Raw genomic sequence first — 18,659 nt, 5'->3', positions numbered from 1 at the left:
AAGAAAAATGAGTTCTATAAATCTTCAGGAAAGCCAACTCTCTGGCTGCGAAAAATATATAGCAATCGTTGTTGACGAATCAGGTTCAATTAACGCCAATGAAGCGCAGCAAATCAGAGAAGGGCTGACTTCATTTATCAATTCTCAATCTCAAAGCAACATTACACTTTCATTAATCGGAATGTCTAACAGCGATAACGCTGTTAGAACCGATAATGTTATTCAAAAAAAAGTATCAGGCAATCACCAAGAATTTTCCGATTGGATTAATTCATTTGGTGCAAACAGAGTCAGTACCCAATCCGATTATTGGGCGTCCGGTTTAAATGTTGCCAGTGCTTTGGCAATAGCGCCAGATATTGTTTTTCTTGTAACAGATGGTATTCAGGTAAACAACTCTGAATTATTAAAAGGTTTATTCACTGATTTAAATCAGAGGTCAAGAGTTTTTGTTTACGGTGTCACCAGTACAGCAGACAATGTCAGCGAGTTAACCACACCACTAACTACTTTTTTGGGTAACACACCGGTAGTAAAAAACGGCAGTCTTTCGGCATTAGATGCTGATTATATCAGAGTTCCTGATTTTAGCACTCTGAGAGATGAATTAAATCAACTTACTATCGCTTTATCTACTGCTCAGACCGGTTGTATTCCTAATGTGCGTGTTATTGAAAATAAATTAGTTTACCCTGCTTTAAAAAAAGGGGCAAGAATAAGAAAATCAGCCGGAACTTTAGTTTTTAGAAACAAAAGCCGCGTTGCTCTTACGCTAAACGCCGGGACAAAAATCCATAGTAAAAGCGATCTAAACGGATTGATTTTTACAATTCAAGACACCATTACGATACCCGGTTCATCTGTAAGTGAAGCCGCCATTCGCGTAGAAGGAAAACCAGTAAATATTGGGCCCTTTTCTGCTCCGATTGCTTTAAACAGTGTTAAAAATCCTTTAGACTTAAGCATTAATTTTAGTATTGGTAATGGGACAGTTGTAGTTGATATTTCTCCTGAAAAAACCAGTCTTCAGTCTACTTATTTACAAATTGCAGCCGCTGGTTCAAGAGGTGTTGACAGTACAAAAGGAATTCACCTGCGTTGGATGCTTGCCGGTAAATTAGGTGATAAACACCTTCCGAAAGGAGATTTATATACCGGTGAAAAATTGGGTCATAATAAACCGGATGACTACGTAAAAGTGTACAGAGCCCCTTACATCAAAGTAAGTCATACACTAAATTTACACGAACCGCCAAGCGTTGTCGATAATCTGAAAGGATTATGGATTTATAAAACAAACAATGCTACAAGATCCATTTATGTTTCTTTTCAAAATATAGAAAAGTATGCGTTAGTAAAACGTACGACAGATCCGTTGACAGATCCTGCAGCATTTATAAAGGCCTATGGAAACAATCTGATTAAAATTGAAAACAAAACCGAATTGTTTTTTGCTGCTGAATTAGACTTTACATCCGTAACTACTTCAAGTATAGTGCGATTAGAGACTTTATCTGTTGCCGAAAATACCTTTACCGCTGCTAAGAGAGTTTCCAATCGTCAAACGTATTCTTCGGCACAATTAAATCCAATTCGATTACTTGCCGAAAACGGAAGAAGTATTCAATTTAAGGCGAATAATTGTCTTTTGGGTAAAGTTACTTTTGAATTTTATTCCGATTTCATCTCACACGTCAATAACAACGGAAAATGGTACTTAAAAGGAAAATATGGATTAAGTAAAAATGATACGCAGGTTTTTGAGCAATTAGAGCCAAAATTGAATGCTGTACACGGAAAATGGTTAAAATACAATAATGGCGAGTGTGTAAATATTGCGAATTATAAAGACAAATGGAATAAACCAACGGCTAACAAAGAGGACAGAAACATCCTGCAAATTGTCGAATCGTATATTTTAAAAAGTATAGACCCAAAGAATCCAACTGCAAAAGAAACGATTCCTTTTGGAGATAAGGTTCCGATAAACGACCCAAAAGAGGGCGAGGAACAACTCTATGCCGAAAATTTAACTGACGTTCACCATTTGGATTTATTAAACATTGCTGCAAATGATTATCACGTTGCGCGTATGTTAGGTTTAGGTTGTATCGATATTGATGACGAAGTTCTTTCGGGAGACTTTGTCTATCTTACAGCATACACCACTTTTGGTGATCTGGAGGACGGCAAAGGAGCAAGAGAAGTTGAGCATCTTTCTATGAGTCTTCCTACAGCTGTAACTACAGAACGTCTTCCTCTGCCGGTTCAGTTAAGTAAAATTGTACCCGGTTTAAATGTAAGCTCCGATGAAAAACAGACTGCAAAAATTACAGACTCTGAGGGATACAGCTTTGATGGTAAGAAAAGATTCATCAGCATCTTTATGGATGATGTTTCGGATTATGATGCTGTTATTGATACTACTGATGAAACTAAGACTGAATTCTTTAAATCTTCTTTAGAATACGACGGAAGTTCTTTTACATTCCCTATTTATTTAGGAGTTAATCATAAAATTGTAGACCCGAAAAAGGCGGCAGAGTCAGACAAGATTTGGATAAAACCCGAATTATCTTCAGACTTGGAATATTACAATATCAATACCATTCGGGAAGAACCTTCTTTCGAACCCGTTCCGATTATTATCCCGGAATCCGGAAAATCTGTTTTGAATATTCGTCAGGAAATGGTAGGTGACAAAAAATATATCTATCAGGGATATGGTATTAACATTTTTTCGAGAGCTTCAGCAGGAAGGGAAATAAATATTAGATCACACATTAAAGCGGCAAATAACTTAATGCCTCCAACAGGTATTAATTCACTTTTGATTACAAAAGAAAGCCCTTTGATGTTTACATCACAATCTGAACAAGAACGTTTGGGTAAACTCCCAAGCACTCCTGATTCTGATAATACATTAGTCCGAATTATGTTTGATTATTATTCCTCTCAGGAACTGGTAAATTATACCGCTCCTCAAGGAATGTCTGTTGAAGAAGCAAAAGATCCTGAAACCATCTATCCTGATAGTGATGAAGTATTTGCCGATCATTTTAGACTGTACTACAAAGACGGACTACCTGAAGCTGAGTATGGAAAAATTGATAGTATTGAGGATAGCCCAACGGATAACCTTACCTCAATTATTAAAATAAAAGAGTACAAAATTCTTAGTAGCGGCGAAGAAATTAAAATTACACTGACCGAAGGGAACAAAAACCGATTTATCGGAGGAATTCTAACAATTGCAGATCAAAACTACATCGTTAATAATATTACTGTTGTTAATAAATCGAAAAAAGTATCCGGGGATCCGGACGAATTTGATCATGCTACTATAACAGTGCTTAAAAAAGAAGTCAGCGAAAGTGTTCACGCTGGTGGAGAGGCAACTATAGATTCTGAACAAATTAAAGCGATAAAAATCCCCGAGAACAGACTATGCGCCCTGGTACAAAACATGCAGACAGCTTCAAACTGGTATAAACCCGATCCGCTTAATTTTAAAGTTGAAATTCCGGCCCGTTTTAATTTTATTCACAGAGAAGTTATTGAGCAAAAGAACCAAAAAACAACGGATTTACAAGTAGAAAAAACGAGGGGAATCTGGGAAAATGCAATAATAGAACGACTTGTGGAAGACGCCTATGAGAAGGATGAAAAAGGAATATATATATTGGATGAAAACAAAAATCCAAAAAAATTGTCGGAGAAAAAACACTTAGGATTATATAAAATTACTTTCTGTAACTTTAATTTACCTCAACATCCCCAATTTAAAACCGAAGGCGAAAACTCAGTGGAATGGACTAATGGTATTGTTCGTTTATTTACGAAAAATGCTATCGAAGAAGGAAATCCTGTACGTGTAAAAACCAGAAAAGAATTTAAAGTCGTACGAACAGAAAATATTGGTACAACCGGAGATTTAATTCTTTACATCAATGATACTGATTTTAAACTTGAAAATTATGTTACGCAAAATATGCATCCTAAATATGATGAAATTATTGGCGCAATAGATGAAATTATCAATAAAGATCCTAATGTAACAGCTGATGAACATCGTAAAGCAAAATGTCTTAAAACTCCCGTTTCACAGCTTGTAAACTACTATCCAAGTTATAAAGTGTATCTCTATGCCAGTCCTTCAGATGGCGTTACGAAAACAAATATTCAGCCCAGAAAAGACGAAAGTACACGTTACTCTATTTTCGGAATTAGTACACATGCCGTTCGACCTACTTTTGAGTACAAATCAAAGATTAGTATTCCTAGTCCGATGTATGCCGTTAAAATTGAAGAACCTATAAAACCCGAAAAAGTAACAGCTGGTAGTTTGTATGCGACAAGACCCGATTTTTACAATCGTTCGACTTTTACTTTTACAACACAATACACTAAAGACCGTAAACCTTATGCTGCCTTACATTATAGAACCAATGAAGAAGCCATTTTTGATGTTTTGTATGAAAGAACAACCATAGATACGATCCGTGAAGAATTAAAAAAACTTGGCGGAAATGAAGAAATTAATTTTAATAAAAGATGGAAGAACTTTTTAGATTTTAATGCTCTTGCTTTAACAGCTAATTATGAATCATTCCCAGCGGAAAATGAATCTGAAATAAGCTACCGATTCCCACTACCGGACAATAAAGAATTTATAAAATTAATAAACGATTTTATCAAATGGCATAATGAAACAAAAAAGCCGGTAATTAAAGCTGAAACAATCGAGAGTTTAACAGCATTGAACAAAATCCTAATCCCTAAAGATCAAGTACTTAAAGACGATTTACTGGCGATTCATTTTATAGAAGAAGCTATTCAATCCACTTTTGTGCCTTTAACTGAAGTTCCTGTTGTTTACGAACATATTAAAGATAATAGTTATGTCCCAACAAACAAAAAGCAAAAGATTAAAGACAACAACGGTAATGCCTTAAAAGCAACTGATACCGCTTTTGACATTGCGCCAATGATGAAAATCGTAGATCCAGTTAATAATATAACACAGTTTACTGACTTTAATCTGGACGGAAATTCGCAAAATATTTATTTCTATGCGGTTCGTGAAATGGACATTAAAATGAACTTCAGTAAATTTAGTGATATTGTTGGTCCGGTAAAATTAGTTGCTTCAAACCCTCCACAAACTCCAGAAATTAAGCGAATTATGCCGGTTCTCGAGAATCCGATTTTAGGAATCAAACCAGCCATTCAGATTGAACTAAATGCGTACCAACCGGAATACAAGATCAGAAAAATTAATATCTACCGTGCAACTTCAATGCAAGAAGCACAATCGATACGAACAATGAAGCTTGCTAAAGAGGTTTTAATTAATGAAAATACGTTATCTAATGCGTTTGATAATGTTTGGACCGTGTATGATGAATTTGAAGATCTGGAATTTGTTCCGTTTGGTGACGGGCTTTTTTACAGGATTACGGTTTCACGAGAAATCGATTACGAAGCGCCTAATTCAACTATTGAAAATCCTATCATTACTATTGATTATACACCATCTCAGCCATCAAAAATTACGGCTACAGTGGTTACGGACAATGTTTCTCCTCAATCACCGGTACTAAAAGCCACTGCAAATACAACAGGAGCAAATGGAGAAATCTTAAAATCTGTTGTTTTTAACTGGGAGAAAACCGTTCATAACGGGAAATACCATCTCTACAAAATGAACAATCAGGGAAATTGGGAAAAAATTCAGGAGAAAGCAGCCAACGATACCACTGTTACACTGCCTCTGAAAACCAAACAGGCAACGGACGAGTTACGTATTAAAAATGAAAATGGGGAAAGAATCTACCATCATTTCAAAATGCTTTCTGAAAACTCATCCGGTATGTACAGTTATGAAGAGAAAATCCTAACCCTTTAAAAAATCCAACAAATACCAATGATTTAGGTCATTGGTATTTAAAACCAGGCCTATCAAATAAATAGTTATAGCAAGAAATAAAATCAAACAACATGGCAACAAGCAGAATTGACATTGGCAGCAAATTTCTAAACGGAGAAGTTCCGTCAGAAAAAGACTTCGCAGAAATCTTTAATAGTTTCGTTCATAAAGACGAAGACAAGGCCGACTTTAAAATGGTCGAAACCGGTACAGATCATGACAGTTATATTACTCCGGCACTTTTAAGAACAGTGTTTCAAAATTCAGGAATCATTTCCGGTAATTGTTATGCTCCTTACAAAGAATATCAGGATAACTTTAGCGGATCAACTATAGAATTAGAGTTTCCTCCTGTTGAAAACAGTGTCAAAGTTTTTAAAAACGGACAATTATTAGAAGAAAAACAAGATTATGATTTAAATTATAAAACGGCTTTAATTAGTTTTAGAGGAGCCATTACGGACCGAAATATTGAAATAAACTATTGGTTTCAAAATCTTGATCCTACCGCAACTAATTCTGATTCTATCTTTGGGAATTCATCAGTCCCTTACAAGGAGACTTTTAGCGCAGAAACCTTTAACAATTCTACCATCACGCTAAAATACCCTCCTCTTAAACTAAGCGTTATCGTATACAAAAATGGTCAATTACTCCGAGAAGGTAAAGATTATGTACAAGATTATGATACTTCTGTACTTACCTTTTCTGCCCCGATAAGTGGTCGCAATATTGAGGTAGATTATTGGTTTAAAAGCTCAATTGCAATAGCAGAACCCGAATTTAATACCAAATATGTTGATTTAACGACCAATCAAACTATCAAAGGAAATAAAGTTTTTGACGCAGCTACAGAAAGTAAGAATTTTGTTAAAACCGGAGGAACAGCCAACCAATATCTTATGGCAGACGGATCTGTATCTTCCTCTACTTCTTCTGATTATGATGCCGGGCATTCTCCTTTTACTCTGGAGACAGAAAGTGGTTATCAAAAACTTAGCAATGGCTTAATACTACAATGGGCATTTCTATCTTATGGCTCTACTTATTACAACTTTCCTATCAGTTTTCCGACCAAAATAGGCAGTATCGTGGTGTCTACTCATAGGGAATCCTCAGGAAATAAAGGTTATAATCACGTTTATGGACTTTCAAAAACAGGATATAACGCAATTATTGATTCAGATTTTGGGTTCATGTTTGCAATCGGATATTAATACTAAAAATTTAAAAATAAAAAATAATGTATAAAGGAACATACAACAAAAAAGGAGAGTACACTGGTTTTTATGTTGAAGGAGTACATGAAAATATTCCAAAACCAAATATTGAACTGACTAAAGAAGAATGGCAACAGGCTTTATCAAAAGATTATAAGGTAGTTGACGGGGTCCATACTTACTCTCCTTTCATTAAAAGTAATGATGCTATTCTCGAAAATGTAAAATTAACCAGAAACACATTATTGACTGATAGTGATTGGTCACAAGTGCCCGACTCTCCTCTTTCTGAAGAGAAAAAAGCAGAATGGCAAAAGTACAGACAAGAACTAAGAGACTTAACCACTCTCGATAACCTGGCAACTGTTATTTGGCCTACAAAGCCATTATAAAAACAATTATTCAATGTAATCTCTTTAACAGTTTTAAAAAGCAGAAAGCAATCCCGATAAGTTGATTTCTGCTTTTTAAAACAACTTTAATGAGTAAATCAGTAGTACTGACTAAAACACAATATATGGAAAACACAGTATATAAACCTTTTGCTTTTATAGAGCAATATACTCCTGTTGAAGGAACTACAGTCTATTATAATACCAAAAAAACTTTAGCAACCCAAAAAAATGACTGTCACATTGGAGGAACAACAGGGAATTCAGTTGAATTAACTGCTGAAGCAAATAAATTTGTATCGACAATAAGTATTGCTGATGCAAATGAACAAGCCGAATCATGGCTTAAGGCAAATGCTCAGGCCTATGCGAATAATTCAGGATCCTGCCTTATCAGGCAAACTGCTTGGAGAGGAGTGGATCATTCATGTGTTATTGAGCCATCAAGATTACTACTGCCTTTTGATTATATGATTATCAGGTATAAATGGGTATTAGGAGCTGGTCAGGATTTGGATACATTTACCGGATTTGTAAATACCGGTACACAATATGACAAACAATGGTTGGGTCATGGCCAAGGTCGTACCAAACTGCCTTCTACCACTATTGAAGCTAAAGATTCCTATATAATGTGGGCAGGAGATAATCAAGAAACTGTCGGGGTTGAAAGTTGTTTTGTCAATTTTACTAAAATGGCTAGCGACCACGCATCCCTAAATACGATACAAATTAGAATGGCTGCTGCATGGTACAAACAGATTGGAACAGGAAATATTGATATCGAAATAGCTATTTATTCAGGTGGAGAAATTAGCGCTTCCGGAAATGATTTTATTAATACAGGAGGTGCAATTGTACAAAAATTAAATTTTTCTAAAAACATTCCAAGCCCACCGACATGGTCAAATAATATCGAAAACGTACCACATATTGGATACATTACCTACACCACACATACTAAAAAAGCACAAATTGCAATAACTTATTAAATTATAAACATGGCAAATACAGGATATAAATCTTTCGCTTGGTTAGAAGAATACTATCAAGATGATCTCAGTAAAACCGGACAAGCTCTAAAACCAAATTTGGCAACAGATCCAGATTATATTGCACCCGTTTTAGACCAAACAAACTGTCCTTCGGGAGCAAGATATTACAACACGCAATTAACCAAGACTGTTTTTAAAGATAATTGTAATCCAGGAGAAATTACTGAAGGAGTTGAACTTATTGTTTACGCAAACCAATTCGTTTCAAACATAAATCAAGCTGATGCAGATAATCAAGCCGCCACCTGGCTGGAAAATAATGCTCAAATTTATGCAAATAATTCAGGAGTCTGTAGACCTCAATAAGTCTAACCAACAAGTCCATCTTTAAACACGTCTTTGAATACTCTTTATACATTGACATTATCATAGACTTCATCTACAGGCAATGCTGGAATTGTTGGTCATGAGATATACAAAAATGGCATTTTAATAGATTCGACTTCCTATGATGAAATACCATTAACAACTAATCAAATAGATTCATTACACTATTATAAACCCTATGTTTTTTTCTTATATCTAATGGTGATGGGAATAATTCTGCCTCTACAACAAACAGCATACCAGCACTATCTATGATTCCTACAACCGAAGAAGTGTATTTGGAATGCAATTTTTAATAAATCAACATTATGGACACGAACCACAACAGAATAAAAGTCTCCGACTTAGAAAAAAATGAGTCCGGCAAGATCTTAACAACAAACACCAATGGCGAATTAGAGTTTACAAACATCAATACTATTAAAGTTGATGGTTACAATGCATTAGATTACAATCAGGAAGGCAAAGTACTGGACGCCAGACAAGGCAAAGTTTTAAAAGATTTAATTGACAATAGTAAGGATACACTTAAAACTTATTTTGACATGCTTTACTTAGGTATTTCAAACAATCAAAATGTATCGGGAATTAAGACATTTCTTGCCGGTAAACTAGGTTTAAGAAATACGGCAAATACTTTCACCTCTTTTTTTTCAAATACTAATACAGCATCCAGAACTTACGCATTTCAAGACAAAAGCGGAACAGTAGCCGACTTAACTGATCTGGCAGGAAAGATGAATGTTCCATCAGGAGTTATAAATAAAATCTCAAAATTTTCAACCACATCGACGATTGGAAACAGCAGAATCACCGATGATGGAACTAATCTAGGAATAGATAATCAATGGCCTATCCTTTCAGATTTTTCTTTCGGGTCGTTAAAAAACAGACGAGTAGATATCGAAAATTCAGAAAGCCAAACAGAAGGTAGATCACTCATTCTAGCAGCAGGAAAAGCTTCTAATACTAGTTTTTCTTCAACCAATTTTGTAAAAACACAAGACCATTCTTACGGATGGTCGTGTATAGATATCCACAAAAATGGTGACACATATGCTTGTATTTATAATGGTGATATTTATAAAAAAACAGCTGGAACCAGCAATTTTATACCATTGGGCCAAACAGCTAGAACATGGCATTCTATAAAATGCATGCAAAACGGTGATGTTTATGCTTGTGGTTGGAGAACTGATATCTATAAACAAACAGCTGGCACAGGTGACTTTATGCCTTTGGGGCAAGCAGTTAGAACCTGGAATTCTATTTCGCAAGACCTCAACGGAGATATTTATGCGGTTTGCTTAGCTCTTCCAAGTGCAATATTTAAACAAACTGCAGGTGTTGGTGATTTTGTTTTATGGCAAAGTTTTGGTTTTATAATTACTGGTCTTGATTTTGCAAGCAATGGCGACGCTTACCTGACTGGCTTTGGTAATGATATACACAAGAAAGTTTACGGAGCTTCCTCTTTCGGCGCTACAAACCAGGGAGCCAAAAACTGGTTTTCGGTAAAATGTGCTCCAAATGGCGATGTTTATGCCGGTATTTCCGGTGATAATAACATTGGTGGCACTAGCGGCGACGTATACAAAAAAACGGCAGGAACTAACGACTTTATACCATTAGGCCAGACAACTAGATCGTGGAGATCACTCGCCTCTAATTCTTTAGGTGATATTTACGCAGCTACTTTTGACGGTATATTTCATCTTAATTTATCACAAACAGGGGCTCCAAACTTAAATGGAGGTGCATTGAAACTCATTGGGGGAACTGGCAAAGGATCAGGAACTTCTGAAGTTCAATTTTTTACTGGACAAAAAACAGTTTCAGGCGCAGATATGCAAACAGAAACACTTAGAGCTCACATAAATGAGAATGGCTACATGATTTGGGCCAATATGCCCACTTATGCAGATAACGTTGCTGCCATTGCAGGCGGGCTTCCTGTTGGTTGTGAATACAAAACGGCAACCGGAGACCGTAAAATAGTCTACTAGTAAAATTCAAAAACCTATTCCCTTCACTAACTATTTTTAGTGAAGGAATAGTAAATACAAACAACGCTCCGAAACCAATTGGAATCAATACTGAAACGTATGGAGCAGTAAAAATCAGAATAAATAATATTTCGTGTCATTCTGAGCGAAGTAAAAGGAAGCACAAGAAATGTCATACTGTTAAATCCGCAAACTACCCTTATTAAACTCAGTATTGATTTTTCAATTGTTCTTTTGCTACTGCTACACTCTTATTAGCATCATACAAAACCTTACACTGCTATTACAAATTATAAACCCTGATCTCTAACATTCAAATCATTAATACAAACTAACATGAACACAAACCACAACAGAATAAAAGTAGCCGATTTAGAAACAAATGGGCCAGACAAAATTTTAACTACAAATACTACCGGAGAATTAAAATTTAGTGACCTTCACTCGATATTGGTTAATGACCTAATTACAGGCGGAATCTCAAAAGCCTTAACAGCTGAGCAAGGTAAAGTTCTAAAAAACCTAATTGACTCTTTAGTTACTAACAAAGTAGATAAAATAGCCGGTGATCGTTTAATAACTGCTGCTGAAATCACTAAACTATCAGGAATTCAATCTGGTGCAGAAGTTAACCCAGACATTAGCGGAAAACAGGATATTGTTAATCAAATTGAAGTAGGTACAAACCAAACTATTCCTTCTTCCTGGTTAGGAAAAACGGTTGTATTTAATACTAGTTGTACCATCGCAGTTCCCGCTTCTCTAACGGAAAGTTTTATTTTTAACGGAATTACACTTCCCGGAGTAACAGTAACCTGGACGATCACAGCTCCTCATACCTGGTTGTTTGGAACTCCTTCCGCAACTGCAGAAAAACAAATCTTCACTTTTACAAAAAGAGGAACTACAAACAGTATTTTATTGTTAGGCGTATAACCATGGGAAGCTTATCTCAAAATACCGTTTTTGGGAAGACCAAGTATAAGGCTAATACTTTTATTGGTGGAGTTGCAAATTTAATTCCTGACACTTCATCATTGAGTACCTTTTTAAAAGTATCATCAAATAGAGTAAAAGCTTTTAAAACAATTGGAAATGATATAGAGTTTGCAATCATTGACGGCAATTATGAAATACATTATAACAGAACAATTTTTAAAAATTCCGCTCTAACATATTACAAAGACCCGAGGGATTGCTAACTTACATATACCAAGATCATTTTCTTTCAAACACACAAGCAACCGAGTTTTATTTCCCCAAGCTTACGGGATGCAATCACAATTTATTTAGTCGTAATTCTAAGTTAACTAAATGCCATGTCCCAAAATTAACAACAGCAAGTCACTCTTTATTAGCTTATTGTCCTTTAGTTAATGATATTAATTTAGAGTAACCTAACCACTTCACATGGAGGACTGTACAATCAATATACACGCAAGTATGGCAACTATAAATTCAGGAATACCTGATGCTGATTTAGTTTATGCCGGTAATGTTAGAGGAGCGATAATTAATTATGCATAATCCTTTCTATTAGTGACCGTGCAACTTGATTTTTTTTAGTCCCTAAAAGTCATACCACTCTAATCAAGAATACTTTAATTGATATAGAGTGGTATACTTTTTAACTGACAATTACAAAACATATCACTACTTTAAATTCTCTCCGCAAATACTTCTATTAAAAAGTGAGAGAACAAATAACATTTTATAATCAATATAATTATGGGTAATTTACTTCAAAATACTATTTTTGGAAGCGCCAAAAATAAGGCTAACACTTTTATTGGTGGGATTTCTGCTACACTTAACACACCCGCTTTAATTGCCTCGAAACTAAAAATAGATATAAACAGGATTGAATTATTTTCCATTGTTGGAGATGATATTCAACTATTAATTACAGGAGGTAATTATGAAATCCCTGCATCTGCTTTTGTTAACTCTACTTTGACATATTACGATGATCGTTCCGGTTTAGTCCTTTCGATTTTAGGAAATTCATTTCAAGGTTGCACAAATCTTACCTTCATTAATCTCCCGAACTTAACAACGATTTCCGGTTTTTTTACATTTCAAGGATGTACATCAATAACAACATATAATTTTCCAAATCTTACAAGTCTTACTAACAGTTACACATTTGACACGAATAGCTCTTTGACTTCATTTAGTGCACCTAATTTAGTTCTAACATCTTCTAATAAATTTACTTTTTTAAATTCTAATAATTTATCCTCGTTGACAATTGGAAAACCTACTAGTTTGGGAGATAGTACATTTTCAGGAACCAAAATTACATCTATAGATTTATCTGATTGTACTACAATAGAGGCAGGTGTATTTCAAAACTGTACCTTATTATCCAATGTTGTAAACATAAACAAAGCCACTTCAATAGGTATAAGTGCTTTTAGTAATTGTAGTTCACTATTGAATTTCTCTGCAAATTCATTACTAACAATTGCTACTGGGGCATTTCAGAATTGCAAAAGCCTTACAACTTTAAGTTTTCCTAATCTGACTACTATTTCAGGTAATTACACATTTCAAGGATGTACCTCAATAGTCTCATATCATTTTCCAAGTCTTACAAGTCTTAATAATGCTTACACCTTTTACACGAATACCTCCTTAATTTCATTTAGTGCTCCTAATTTAGTTCTAACATCTTCTAATAAATTTACTTTTTTAAATTCCAATAATTTATCCTCGTTGACAATTGGAAAACCAACTAGTCTGGGAGATAGTACATTTTCAGGAACTAAAATTACATCTATAGATTTATCTGATTGTACGACAATAGAGGCAAATGTATTTCAAAACTGTACTTTATTGTCCAATGTTGTAAACATGAATCAAGTTACTTCAATAGGAGCAAATGCATTTAGTAATTGTGGTTCCTTATTGAATTTTTCTGCAAATTCATTGTTAACAATTGCGGCAGGAACATTCCAAAATTGCAAAAGCCTTACTGCTTTAAGTTTTTCTAGTCTAACTAGTATTTTTAATAATGGGGCATTTCTAGGCTGTACTTCATTAACCACATGTAATTTTCCTCGCCTAACAACAATGACTGGAAGTTCACAGTTTTATACAGTAACTTCCCTGATTTCATTTACAGCACCTAATTTAGTTCTAACATCTTCTAATATAGCAGTTTTTTATGGCTGTACAAACCTTTCATTAATCCTTGGAAAGCCCACTGGCTTAGGACATAGTACATTTACTGGAACTAAAATCACATCTATTGATTTATCAGATTGTACAGCTATTGAGGCAAATGTCTTTCAAAACTGTACCTTATTGTCCAATGTTGTAAACATGAATCAAGTTACTTCAATAGGAGTAAATGCTTTTAGCAATTGTAGTTCATTATTGAATTTTTCGGCAAATTCATTGTTAACAATTGCTGCAGGAACATTCCAAAATTGCAAAAGCCTTACTACTTTAAGTTTTCCTAATCTAACTACTATTTCCGGTTTTTTTGCGTTTCAAGGATGTGCTTCAATAGTATCATATAATTTTCCAAATCTTACAAGTCTTACTAACACTTACACATTTGACACAAATACTTCCTTAACTTCATTTAGTGCGCCTAATTTAATTTTGACATCTTCTAATAAATTTACTTTTTTAAATTCTAATAATTTATCCTCTTTGACAATTGGAAAACCAACCAGTTTAGGACATAGTACATTTTCAGGAACTAAAATTGCATCTATAGATTTATCAGATTGTACAACTATCGAAGAAAGTGTATTTCAAAACTGTACCTTATTGTCCAATGTTGTAAACATGAATCAAGTTACTTCGATGGGAGCAAATGCATTTAAAAATTGCAACTCATTACTAAATTTTTCTGCAAATTCATTAGTAACAATTGCCGCAGGAGCTTTTCAAAATTGCAAAAATCTTACTGTTTTAAGTTTTCCTAATCTAACTACTATTTCAGGTAATTCCGCATTTCAAGATTGCACCTCATTAATAACATGCAGTTTTCCAAATTTAACAAATATAAATGGAGGATATACTTTATCTAAAAATACTTCTTTGTCTTCATTAAGCGCACCTAATTTACTTAACCTAGGGTCAACAAATGCTAACAATTTAATCTTCGAATTAGTAAAAGAAGGGATTACAATTACTGTTCCACTAGCCTTGCGTACAGCAAATAATGGTGAACCTGATGGAGATTTAGTCTATGCAACTGGCACAAGAGGTGCAATAGTTAATTACGTATAAAGATAGTAGAAAATCATTGTACTAATTTAAAACACGTATCTAACAAAATATTATTCTTCAAACTGAAGCAACAGTAGATCATTTTTTTTTCAAATTACTAACATGAAGAACTACTTCTTTCATTACAAACGACATAAAATCACTATTACTCCTCCTAAATTGTATATTCTTTAAAATGAAATACAATCACCAGAATAAGTGCACTCTTTAACAATCATCACAATATATTGATAAATACAAAATATCTTTAATTTAAAAATCAATCATGGGAAGTCTATTACTAAAAACCGTTTTCGGAAAATTAAAACACAAAGCAAATACCAATATTGGTGGCATTGGGGCTACCATTAACACACCTGTATTACTAGCTGCTAAACTTGGAATCAATGCTAATCGGATCAAATTTTTTCGGGTTATAAACAATGATATTGAGTGTCTAATCACAGGTGGTACTTATAGTATTCCATGGGGAGCTTTTTATAACAATACATCGTTGACAAGTTATAATGATTTATCAGGACTAGTCACATCGATAGGAGATGCCGCTTTTGGTGGCTGTACAGAAATTACAGTATATAATTTTAGCAATCTGACCTCTATTACAGGAGGCAATGTTTTTACTAATAATTCATCTCTTGTTAACTTTAATGCTCCATTATTAAAACTAACTACATTAAATAAAAGTGTTTTTGAAAATTGCATTAAACTAGCTACGCTTACAATAGGAAAGTCAACAGGTATAGGACCCAATGCTTTTATCAATTGCCTCAAATTAACTTCGATTGATTTATCGGAAGCAACTTCAATTGGTAGTACCGCATTCCAAGGATGTGAATCATTAGTTAATATTGTAGACATCAATTCCGCAATTTCAATTAATTATGCTGCATTTCTCAATTGTACATCGCTAACCAATATTACAAACATGAATTCGGCTACTTCCATTGGTAGTTCAGCATTTTCGCAATGTTATGGGCTAAAAAACACTATAACAGCTAATTTAATGAAATCGATTGGTGATAGTGCTTTTTATGGTTGCACAGGAATAACGGCCTATCATTTTGATACGCTAATATCCATTGTAGGAAATAATTCTTTTAATAAAAACTCATCACTTGAATCCTTTAATGCTCCATTGCTAAGACTAACAGAATTAAATAAAGGTGTTTTTGAAAATTGCATTAAACTAACTACTCTTACAATAGGTAAGTCAACAGGTATAGGCTCCAATGCTTTTATCAATTGCCTCAAATTAACTTCGATTGATTTATCGGAAGCTACCACAATTGGTAGTACCGCATTCCAAGAATGTGAATCATTAGTTAATATTGTAGACATAAATACCACAATTTCAATTAATTATGCTGCATTTCTCAATTGTACATCACTAACCAACATTACAAATATGAATTCTGCTATCTCTATTGCTAGTTCAGCATTTTATCAATGTTCTGGATTAAAAAACACTATAACAGCTAATTTAATGAAGTCGATTGGTGATAGTGCTTTTTATGGTTGCACAGGAATAACGGCCTATCATTTTGATACGCTAACATCCATTGCAGGAAATAATTCTTTTAATAAAAACTCATCACTTGTGTCCTTTAGTGCTCCATTATTAAAACTAACCGCATTAAACAAAAGTGTTTTTGAAAATTGCAATAAACTAGCAACGCTTATAATAGGCAGACCAACTGGTATAGGTGCTAATACTTTTTTCAATTGTACCACAATAACATCAATTGATTTATCGGAAGCAACCTCAATTGGTAGTACCGCATTCCAAGGATGTGAATCATTAATCAATATCGTTGACATAAATTCCGTAATCTCAATTGATTATGCTGCATTTTACAATTGTACATCATTAGATAACATTACAAATATGAATTCAGTCACCTCTATTGGTAGTTCAGCATTTTCCCAATGTTCTGGATTAAAAAATACTATAACTGCTAATTTAATAAAGTCGATAGGAGATAATGCTTTTTATAACTGTACAGGAATAACAGGTTATAACTTTAATAGTCTAACTTCTCTTAAAGGAAATAATACTTTTAATAATACCTTTAGTAATAACTCATCCGTTATCAGCTTTCACGCCCCATTACTAAATACATTAGGACATTCTGTTCTACTCAATGGCATTTTTAATAATATAAAAATGGGTTGTACTATAACGGTTGCTGCATCGCTCCAAACAGCAAATAATGGTGAACCTGATGGAGATTTAATCTATGCTGCCAATACAAGAGGGGCTAATATAATTTATGCATAAAAAATCTATAAAAAAATGAATACAAACTACAACAGAATAAAAGTAGCCGATTTAGAAACAAATGGGCAAAACAAAATTTTAACTACAAATACTACAGGAGAATTAAAATTTAGTGGTATTAACGCAATATTGATTAAGACCTAATTACTAACGGAATCCCAAAAGCCTTAACCGCTGAACAAGGTAAGATTCTAAAAAGAACTAATTGACTCTCTAATTACTGACAAAGTAGAAAAATAACCGCTGATTCTTTAACAATAGCTACCGAAATCATTAAACTATAAGGAACTCAAGCACGTTTAGAACTGAGCCAGGAAATTAGTGAGGAAATAGGATATCGTAAATCAAATCTAAGTGCGTACAGACCAAAATATTCCTTCTTCTTGGTTAGGGAAAACTGGAATCAATTCCAAAAGTTGTGGAGCAATTTTTAGAAATTCCCTTTTATTAGAATTAGCAGGTCTTATACTTTTTTATCACAGTTTTTTTAAGTCCCAACTTCTCGCTTTGACAATCTCGCAAAGACGCCAAGCTCCTAAGCTTATTCTTCTTATTTTCAAGCTTTACTTTTCTATTTTCCACTTTCTCCCTTTGGGTTTCACGAAATGTCACGGAGTCTCAAAGTTTTTTTTCTGCTTTTTTACTAAAAATTTGCGATTTTGCGGCTCTGCGAGATTTTGTTTGTGATTCCTTCAGCAACTGCGAAAAACAAATCTTTATTTTTACAAAAAGAGAAACTACAAACAGTATTTTACTGTTGGAAGTATAACCAAAAGGAGCTTATTACAAAATTATCCTTTTTGAGAAGGCCAAATATAAAGCTAACACCTTTATTTTTCCTTTTTAGGTTAACGAATATTAATAAAAAGTACAATCAATTATATTTTTTTCAAAAAAAAAAACTTCAATCAGCAAAAGCCAATTGAAGTTTTAGTACTCAGAGCGGGACTTGAACCCGCACGAACATTGCTGTTCACTGGATTTTAAGTCCAGCGTGTCTACCAATTTCACCATCCGAGCATTAGTAGTATTTTCTAAAAAGAATAAAAAACCCTGTTTTTCAGAACAGGGTTTTTAAAAAGAAAGGCGACGACATACTCTCCCACATAACTGCAGTACCATCTGCGCAGGCGGGCTTAACTACTCTGTTCGGGATGGGAAGAGGTGAGCCCCGCCGCAATAACCACCTTAAGGTCGTTGTTAC

11 protein-coding genes, 1 tRNA gene and 1 rRNA gene are annotated in these 18,659 nt (G+C 34.2%); 11 read left to right on the top strand and 2 right to left on the bottom strand.

Annotation, left to right across the window (positions count from 1 at the left end; genetic code table 11):
- Positions 1-7: 7 nt before the first annotated feature.
- From ACHRV5_RS10625 to ACHRV5_RS10575, 11 genes are all read left to right on the top strand, one after another.
- Positions 8-5,908 carry a vWA domain-containing protein gene (locus ACHRV5_RS10625; RefSeq protein WP_395426706.1) on the top strand — a complete coding sequence of 1,967 codons (5,901 nt, stop codon included), beginning with the start codon at positions 8-10 and terminating at the stop codon, positions 5,906-5,908.
- A 92-nt stretch (positions 5,909-6,000) separates the two neighbouring features.
- The gene (locus ACHRV5_RS10620) at positions 6,001-7,146 is read left to right on the top strand and encodes a hypothetical protein (RefSeq protein WP_395426705.1); all 1,146 of its coding nucleotides are present in this window, start codon (positions 6,001-6,003) and stop codon (positions 7,144-7,146) included.
- A gap of 26 nt (positions 7,147-7,172) precedes the next feature.
- A complete protein-coding gene (locus tag ACHRV5_RS10615; RefSeq protein ID WP_395426704.1) occupies positions 7,173-7,541 on the top strand; it encodes a tail fiber assembly protein in 369 nt (122 codons plus the stop codon).
- Positions 7,542-7,630: 89 nt separating this feature from the next.
- Positions 7,631-8,533, top strand: coding sequence for a DUF5977 domain-containing protein (locus ACHRV5_RS10610; protein ID WP_395426703.1), 903 nt, complete (start codon positions 7,631-7,633; stop codon positions 8,531-8,533).
- Positions 8,534-8,542: 9 nt separating this feature from the next.
- Positions 8,543-8,902: a DUF5977 domain-containing protein gene (locus ACHRV5_RS10605; RefSeq protein WP_395426702.1), complete on the top strand. Its 360-nt coding sequence runs from the start codon at positions 8,543-8,545 to the stop codon at positions 8,900-8,902.
- A 329-nt stretch (positions 8,903-9,231) separates the two neighbouring features.
- A complete protein-coding gene (locus ACHRV5_RS10600; RefSeq protein WP_395426701.1) occupies positions 9,232-10,929 on the top strand; it encodes a hypothetical protein in 1,698 nt (565 codons plus the stop codon).
- 336 nt (positions 10,930-11,265) lie between these two features.
- Positions 11,266-11,865: a hypothetical protein gene (locus ACHRV5_RS10595; protein WP_395426700.1), complete on the top strand. Its 600-nt coding sequence runs from the start codon at positions 11,266-11,268 to the stop codon at positions 11,863-11,865.
- Between the two features lie 2 nt (positions 11,866-11,867).
- Complete coding sequence (locus tag ACHRV5_RS10590; RefSeq protein ID WP_395426699.1) at positions 11,868-12,131, top strand: hypothetical protein; 264 nt, start codon at positions 11,868-11,870, stop codon at positions 12,129-12,131.
- A gap of 526 nt (positions 12,132-12,657) precedes the next feature.
- Positions 12,658-15,177, top strand: coding sequence for a leucine-rich repeat protein (locus ACHRV5_RS10585; protein WP_395426698.1), 2,520 nt, complete (start codon positions 12,658-12,660; stop codon positions 15,175-15,177).
- A gap of 265 nt (positions 15,178-15,442) precedes the next feature.
- Positions 15,443-17,455: a leucine-rich repeat domain-containing protein gene (locus tag ACHRV5_RS10580; RefSeq protein ID WP_395426697.1), complete on the top strand. Its 2,013-nt coding sequence runs from the start codon at positions 15,443-15,445 to the stop codon at positions 17,453-17,455.
- 15 nt (positions 17,456-17,470) lie between these two features.
- Positions 17,471-17,599: a hypothetical protein gene (locus tag ACHRV5_RS10575; RefSeq protein ID WP_395426696.1), complete on the top strand. Its 129-nt coding sequence runs from the start codon at positions 17,471-17,473 to the stop codon at positions 17,597-17,599.
- 790 nt (positions 17,600-18,389) lie between these two features.
- Here the strand turns inward: ACHRV5_RS10575 and ACHRV5_RS10570 are convergent.
- Both ACHRV5_RS10570 and rrf read right to left on the bottom strand, forming a co-directional pair.
- Positions 18,390-18,475: transfer RNA gene (locus ACHRV5_RS10570), tRNA-Leu, on the bottom strand.
- 61 nt (positions 18,476-18,536) lie between these two features.
- A 5S ribosomal RNA gene (rrf, locus tag ACHRV5_RS10565) occupies positions 18,537-18,646 on the bottom strand.
- Between the last annotated feature and the right edge of the window lie 13 nt (positions 18,647-18,659).

Source organism: Flavobacterium sp. FlaQc-52, assembly GCF_044007495.1.
GTDB lineage: Bacteria > Bacteroidota > Bacteroidia > Flavobacteriales > Flavobacteriaceae > Flavobacterium > Flavobacterium cupriresistens.
This window is presented reverse-complemented; position numbering and strand designations above follow the sequence as displayed.

Bases quoted from the DNA above. Each gene is read 5' to 3' on its own strand.
- ACHRV5_RS10620 (WP_395426705.1), top strand. From the start codon at position 6,001: ATGGCAACAAGCAGAATTGACATTGGCAGCAAATTTCTAAACGGAGAA.
- ACHRV5_RS10625 (WP_395426706.1), top strand. From the start codon at position 8: ATGAGTTCTATAAATCTTCAGGAAAGCCAACTCTCTGGCTGCGAAAAA.
- ACHRV5_RS10600 (WP_395426701.1), top strand. From the start codon at position 9,232: ATGGACACGAACCACAACAGAATAAAAGTCTCCGACTTAGAAAAAAAT.
- ACHRV5_RS10605 (WP_395426702.1), top strand. From the start codon at position 8,543: ATGGCAAATACAGGATATAAATCTTTCGCTTGGTTAGAAGAATACTAT.
- ACHRV5_RS10610 (WP_395426703.1), top strand. From the start codon at position 7,631: ATGAGTAAATCAGTAGTACTGACTAAAACACAATATATGGAAAACACA.
- ACHRV5_RS10615 (WP_395426704.1), top strand. From the start codon at position 7,173: ATGTATAAAGGAACATACAACAAAAAAGGAGAGTACACTGGTTTTTAT.
- ACHRV5_RS10580 (WP_395426697.1), top strand. From the start codon at position 15,443: ATGGGAAGTCTATTACTAAAAACCGTTTTCGGAAAATTAAAACACAAA.
- ACHRV5_RS10585 (WP_395426698.1), top strand. From the start codon at position 12,658: ATGGGTAATTTACTTCAAAATACTATTTTTGGAAGCGCCAAAAATAAG.
- ACHRV5_RS10595 (WP_395426700.1), top strand. From the start codon at position 11,266: ATGAACACAAACCACAACAGAATAAAAGTAGCCGATTTAGAAACAAAT.
- ACHRV5_RS10590 (WP_395426699.1), top strand. From the start codon at position 11,868: ATGGGAAGCTTATCTCAAAATACCGTTTTTGGGAAGACCAAGTATAAG.
- ACHRV5_RS10575 (WP_395426696.1), top strand. From the start codon at position 17,471: ATGAATACAAACTACAACAGAATAAAAGTAGCCGATTTAGAAACAAAT.